7 protein-coding genes are annotated in these 4,968 nt (G+C 28.3%); 1 reads left to right on the top strand and 6 read right to left on the bottom strand.

The genetic code is table 11. The features are described 5' to 3' along the window. Nucleotides 1-79: 79 nt before the first annotated feature. The gene (locus HMPREF9075_RS01055; protein WP_009414737.1) at nucleotides 80-784 is read right to left on the bottom strand and encodes a hypothetical protein; all 705 of its coding nucleotides are present in this window, start codon (nucleotides 782-784) and stop codon (nucleotides 80-82) included. Between the two features lie 531 nt (nucleotides 785-1,315). Between HMPREF9075_RS01055 and HMPREF9075_RS13010 the strand changes: the two genes are divergently transcribed. Next, a complete protein-coding gene (locus HMPREF9075_RS13010; protein WP_009414736.1) occupies nucleotides 1,316-1,456 on the top strand; it encodes a hypothetical protein in 141 nt (46 codons plus the stop codon). A gap of 32 nt (nucleotides 1,457-1,488) precedes the next feature. Here the strand turns inward: HMPREF9075_RS13010 and HMPREF9075_RS01050 are convergent, their stop codons facing one another. The 5 genes from HMPREF9075_RS01050 to HMPREF9075_RS01030 form a co-directional block, all read right to left on the bottom strand. Next, on the bottom strand, nucleotides 1,489-2,328 hold the full coding sequence (locus HMPREF9075_RS01050; RefSeq protein WP_232305026.1) for a hypothetical protein: 840 nt from the start codon (nucleotides 2,326-2,328) through the stop codon (nucleotides 1,489-1,491). Nucleotides 2,329-2,339: 11 nt separating this feature from the next. Continuing rightward, nucleotides 2,340-2,963: a hypothetical protein gene (locus HMPREF9075_RS01045; protein WP_009414734.1), complete on the bottom strand. Its 624-nt coding sequence runs from the start codon at nucleotides 2,961-2,963 to the stop codon at nucleotides 2,340-2,342. 4 nt (nucleotides 2,964-2,967) lie between these two features. Then, the gene (locus HMPREF9075_RS13345) at nucleotides 2,968-3,597 is read right to left on the bottom strand and encodes a hypothetical protein (RefSeq protein WP_009414733.1); all 630 of its coding nucleotides are present in this window, start codon (nucleotides 3,595-3,597) and stop codon (nucleotides 2,968-2,970) included. A gap of 126 nt (nucleotides 3,598-3,723) precedes the next feature. Further along, nucleotides 3,724-4,293, bottom strand: coding sequence for a hypothetical protein (locus tag HMPREF9075_RS01035; protein ID WP_009414732.1), 570 nt, complete (start codon nucleotides 4,291-4,293; stop codon nucleotides 3,724-3,726). A 34-nt stretch (nucleotides 4,294-4,327) separates the two neighbouring features. Then, nucleotides 4,328-4,968 (bottom strand): hypothetical protein (locus HMPREF9075_RS01030; RefSeq protein WP_009414731.1); only part of this gene is annotated, 641 nt, incomplete at its 5' end.

The raw sequence follows: 4,968 nt of genomic DNA, 5'->3' as shown, positions 1-4,968 counted from the left end.
AAATAAAGTTAGATGTCGTTGAAATCATTGAACGTGAAAAAGAACGTATCGCCAACGACCCCTGAGTTAAGGCATTTATCTATCGAATAGATTTTCCTTCATCTAAATATATTTTCTCCTCTTCAATCCACTTATCTACTTCTTTTTTATATAATATATAATATCTACTCTCTTCTATTTTTTTTATTATCGCATATCTATTTTTATTGCTATTAAAAAAAAATGGTTTATAAAATCTGTAGCAAGAAGCGTTTTCTATTGTCATTTTATTTTCATAATCTTGCCAAACTCTATCCGATACTTTATTGCATTTCCTTCTTCCCCAATACCACCTTTTTTTTATGACAAAAGTGTTACTATCTTTCAAGAAAATGTATTTCTTTTTAATAGTATCTGAATTTGAAAAAATAAATGTCTTAATTTTCCAAAGAGGAATACGATATACTAAAGCTTTAGGCTCACATTTCTTAGCTTTTTCTAACAATTCAAATTTCCAAAAATAAGGTTCTTCTATTGCTATTCCTAAAGCTGTTTTCATATCATTAAAATAAGGTTTTTTCCTTAAGTAGACTAGTAAGTCAATATTCTTATATAAAAACTTTAAAGGAAGTATATCAGCCTTTTCTTCTAAATAATAAAATTTAAAATCTGTAAATTCTACTCTATATATTTCATTTATAAAATGTTCATTTTCATATAGATTATTATTTTGTGAATGTAGATATACAGGAGGACACAAAAGTAGTAAATAATATATTATATTAATTTGAAAATCTCTTGACATTCTTCTATCATTTTATTAGCCATATCTTTATAGTTCTCTGTTGAATTACTGTTGAAAAATTCTTTGAATTTTTGTTCTATAGACTTTTTCCGCTCTATAGAATGATTTACCCTGCTGGCGCGAGCTTGTAGCTCGTGCCTACTATAATAAGAGCGTTTCGCTCATTCCTTATCAATTACTTCCCCCTTACTTGCGTAAATAATGTTTAAACTCACTTGTTAATTTTTTCTCTTTGAAGCAGTTTAAACTTTTCCTTACAATAAAATAAAAGTTCCTGAAAATTAGTAATTTTGTGTTTGAAAAAAAGGAGCACACAAAATTCAGGAACTTTGGGCAAAGATACAATAAATAATTGGATTACTCCCTTTTTAAGTGTAGAAAAAAGAAGATTTAGCTTTAATAATGGAGAGTAACCAGATGTTTATTTTCTTGATATAACTTGGATTCGAATACTCTTATTAGGGTTTATCTCCAAGTCCCTCAAAAAAAGTTTAAACAGGTTTATAATTTAAATTCATACGAAAATCCTTCGTGAACGACACCACCAAAGAACAGGTAGAAGCCAATTACCGCCAAATAAAGTTAGATGTCGTTGAAATTATTGAACGCGAAAAAGAACGTATCTCCAACGACCCTGAACTGAGGCATTTGGTGGAGAAGGAAGGGGAATAGAGGTTGTTAGATGAATAATATAGAGATATATTCTAATTCATCCTAAATATTTTTCCCTTGTAAGCATCAATTTTTATTGTTCTTTTTTTATTTGAAATGATCCAAAAAGCTTTTCCTTGTGGCTGCTTCTTAAGAGGATAGTCCTGTGGTGCTTCTAATTTGAGAGATTTTTCTCGAAATCCTTTCTTTTTTGATAATTTAATTACCTTTGACCAGCAAATAGGATAAATAGTATCATAATTGATTTGTTTTTTTATTTCTATAGGAACGTCATATTTTATAAAATTTTTACCACAATAATTCATACGCTCTTTAATAGCTTTCCCTTTGTCATATTGATACCAAGTATGCGTTCCCACCAAAATACTATCATATTTTTGATAACTTTCCAATAGACGCCCTGCCATTAGAGTATCTTTTGTGTCAAAAGGATGATATTGGAAATAGTTGATATGTCGGTCAGAATAACGTTTAGCTTTAACTTTATTACCTTTGAGTTTCTTGAATTGAGCAAATTTTTGCTTGAATAAGTAATTGTTGCTGGTTGCCTTTCTTTTATCAGAATAGGCAAGATTAACAAATAAGTTGTTAAGGAAATAATCATATTCCTTTTCGATGTAAAATACATCTGGTACAACCTCAATGTCTCTTTTAAAGCAGCCACCTTTTGAAAAATAAACATAATCATCGTAGTTATAAGATAATAAGTAATTATCATAAGATATTGGTTCAGTACATTTACTTGTCACTTTACAAGAAGAACTAAATAACATTATTATCATTATTTTTAAAATCTTGTCCAAATATTCCCATATCTTTTTCCATTGCCATTTCCAAAGGGATTTTCTATGATCACTATATTCCTTAAACACATAATCCATATTTACATCACACTTATAAAATCAATTTTATATAAATTGTTTTCTTTGACAACCTTTATTTCATAAGTTGAAAAAACCTCATTATCAATATAATCTTGAACATAATAGAGAAAAGCTTCCCCTTCTGTTTTATATTCATTCTTAATAGAAAAATTTCCATTCTTTTCTTCTTGACTTCCAAACCAATATTCTTTTACAATAAAATCACATTCTTGGCAATCTTCAAAATCGTAATATTCTTCTAATGGATTAAAATCCCATTTCTTTTCTAAAAGGATAGAATTACATTTTACAGTTCTATCGATTAAGAATTTCTTATATTTAGTTGAAAAAAAAGTTATAGAATTTATATGCTTTGCATATTTTTCAATGTCAAGACCATATTTTCCTTTAGATAACTTTTTAAAGGAGGGGGAATATAGATATTCTTTGTTTTTCAAATAAATGTCATTTACATACCAATTATAAAAATTGTAAACTACATTTCTGACCTCTTGATTTTCACCAACCAAAAGGCTTCCCGCCTCTTTGTTATTTACAGTTATATGATCTTTTATAACTACTTTTCGATTAGTATTTGTACAAGAAATACTAAAAGCGACTAATACTAAAATTATTTTTTTCATAGGCTTATCTTATTATACTTGGCCTAACCATTGTCACTATATATGTTTTATTTTTGTATATTCCTTTTAGACTATTATCTTCTTGTAGTATTAACACATTATTTTTACTTGTTCCTTTATCTTTATTACTTGTTTGTGGATCAAAAAATAGATATTCAATTTTTTTATTACATTGCCTTCCTACAATTAAAATCCAATGGTCAGTAGTCTTATCGTGATTTCCTGTATGTCCAGAGGAATGGTCCACTCCTACAACAATTGGAATGCCTCTTTCTAAATGGTCATCAATTATTTGTATCCCTTTTTGAATATTTGGTTGATTTATCAGTATATGTTTATTTTTACTTTCGCACTCATCACACTTAGTCATTTGGAAAACGGAAGGATCTTTTACAGAAACAGATTTGTAACCACAAGAATTGAGCTTATCTTGACATCTTCTAAAACAACCTTTTTTATCAGAATTTCGATACCCAAAAAAGGTAACAGACCCTGTTAGGTCAATATGCTTTTTACGACAATGTGGGCAAGCCCCTTCTTCTAATGGTTCTTCCTTCTTTTCTTCCTTCTTTTCTTCCTTCTTTTCTTCTTTCTTTACTTCTCCAGCCTTTACTTTTACAGGGCTTTTACTCACTTCAATTTGCTTACTTTCAAAACTAAGTTCAAAAGTACCCGATTCTTTCTTACCTGCATAGGCTTCTACTTTTATATAATAGTTTTGCTTTTCGGAATTTTCTTTTCTTGATTAACAATGATCCACTTAATCATCATAAGTGTAATACTTTAATCCTGAATCTTTTACTTTTTCTTTTTCAATAAGAAAATCTTCTCTTCCCATCTTATCAGAAGAGGGAAGTGTATCCCAAGAAATTATATTATAATTATTGCTCTTTTTTATATACATTTTAATAACATTCTCTTCATAGCCAAAAAAGTCCTTAACACTCCTAAAATCATCAGTATTATTATCATTCTGATCACCATCAGCTACTTCATTACACATAATAGTAATTAAGGTATCGTTAATCTTTATATCATTAATTTTAAAGATATAAAAATCCATTGTTGTTCTATCTATAAGGATATTTCCCTTAATCTTAAAATAAGATAGTGTATCTATAAGAATTGTTTTCTTTCCATCTTCATTATATCTCAATGGATAATATGTTTTATAAACAAGAGAAAAACTTTCTTTACTTGAAGTATCCCTTTTTGATTCTAAGTTGTTATCTATTTGTGTTATAGTGTTAGAATTTAATTTCTGCTGATTATTACAATTTATAAGTAGCATATTCAATAATATAGATATTAATAATATTTTCATTTTCATAACTCTTCTTTTAGGTTTTCTATTCTAATCTTTTTTATTTCCTCTTTACCATCTTTTTTTTAAAGAGCCCAATATTTCTCCTGATCTGTGTTACAACATAAGGTTCAGGTACTTTTCTGTATGGCTTATCACAAGTAAGATGATTATTAGATTCTAACTTAAATTTATATCCTTCTTTACCTTTTGAAGTACCTACTTCCCAGAAAGGATAATAAATTTGTCCGTTCTCACAAGTACGCCCTACAATAACAACAAAATGATCAGTAGTTTGAGGTGCTTTTTCTGATTCATTAATTGTTTTATTGAAAGTATGGTTAACTCCAACCATTACAGGAAATCCCTTTTCTAAAGATAAATTTAGATATTCTAATCCTTCTACTATTTTATCATTATAGAAAGTTAACTCTGTTCTTTTTCCTTCTATTACATTTTTTTCTAAGGCTAATTGGTAGAAACAAGTCTTATTGGCTAATATTTTCCCTTTTTCATAGCCTCCTGCACCTTCAGGATCTTTTAAAATAATTTCTTCAATCTCTTTATTATTTATTTTAACGATAGTGCCATTTATTATAGCCTTTGATGTAACTGCACAAAGTTGACTTTTAGGAGGTTGATTTTGAAAAGTCATTTTATTTGTTAAATCAATATGCTTTTTACGACAATGTGGGCAAGCCC

It is taken from the genome of Capnocytophaga sp. oral taxon 332 str. F0381 (assembly GCF_000318275.2).
GTDB classification, from domain to species: Bacteria; Bacteroidota; Bacteroidia; order Flavobacteriales; family Flavobacteriaceae; genus Capnocytophaga; species Capnocytophaga bilenii.
This window is presented reverse-complemented; position numbering and strand designations above follow the sequence as displayed.

Bases quoted from the DNA above. Each gene is read 5' to 3' on its own strand.
- HMPREF9075_RS01055 (WP_009414737.1), bottom strand. From the start codon at position 784: ATGTCAAGAGATTTTCAAATTAATATAATATATTATTTACTACTTTTG.
- HMPREF9075_RS01045 (WP_009414734.1), bottom strand. From the start codon at position 2,963: ATGAAAAAAATAATTTTAGTATTAGTCGCTTTTAGTATTTCTTGTACA.
- HMPREF9075_RS01035 (WP_009414732.1), bottom strand. From the start codon at position 4,293: ATGAAAATGAAAATATTATTAATATCTATATTATTGAATATGCTACTT.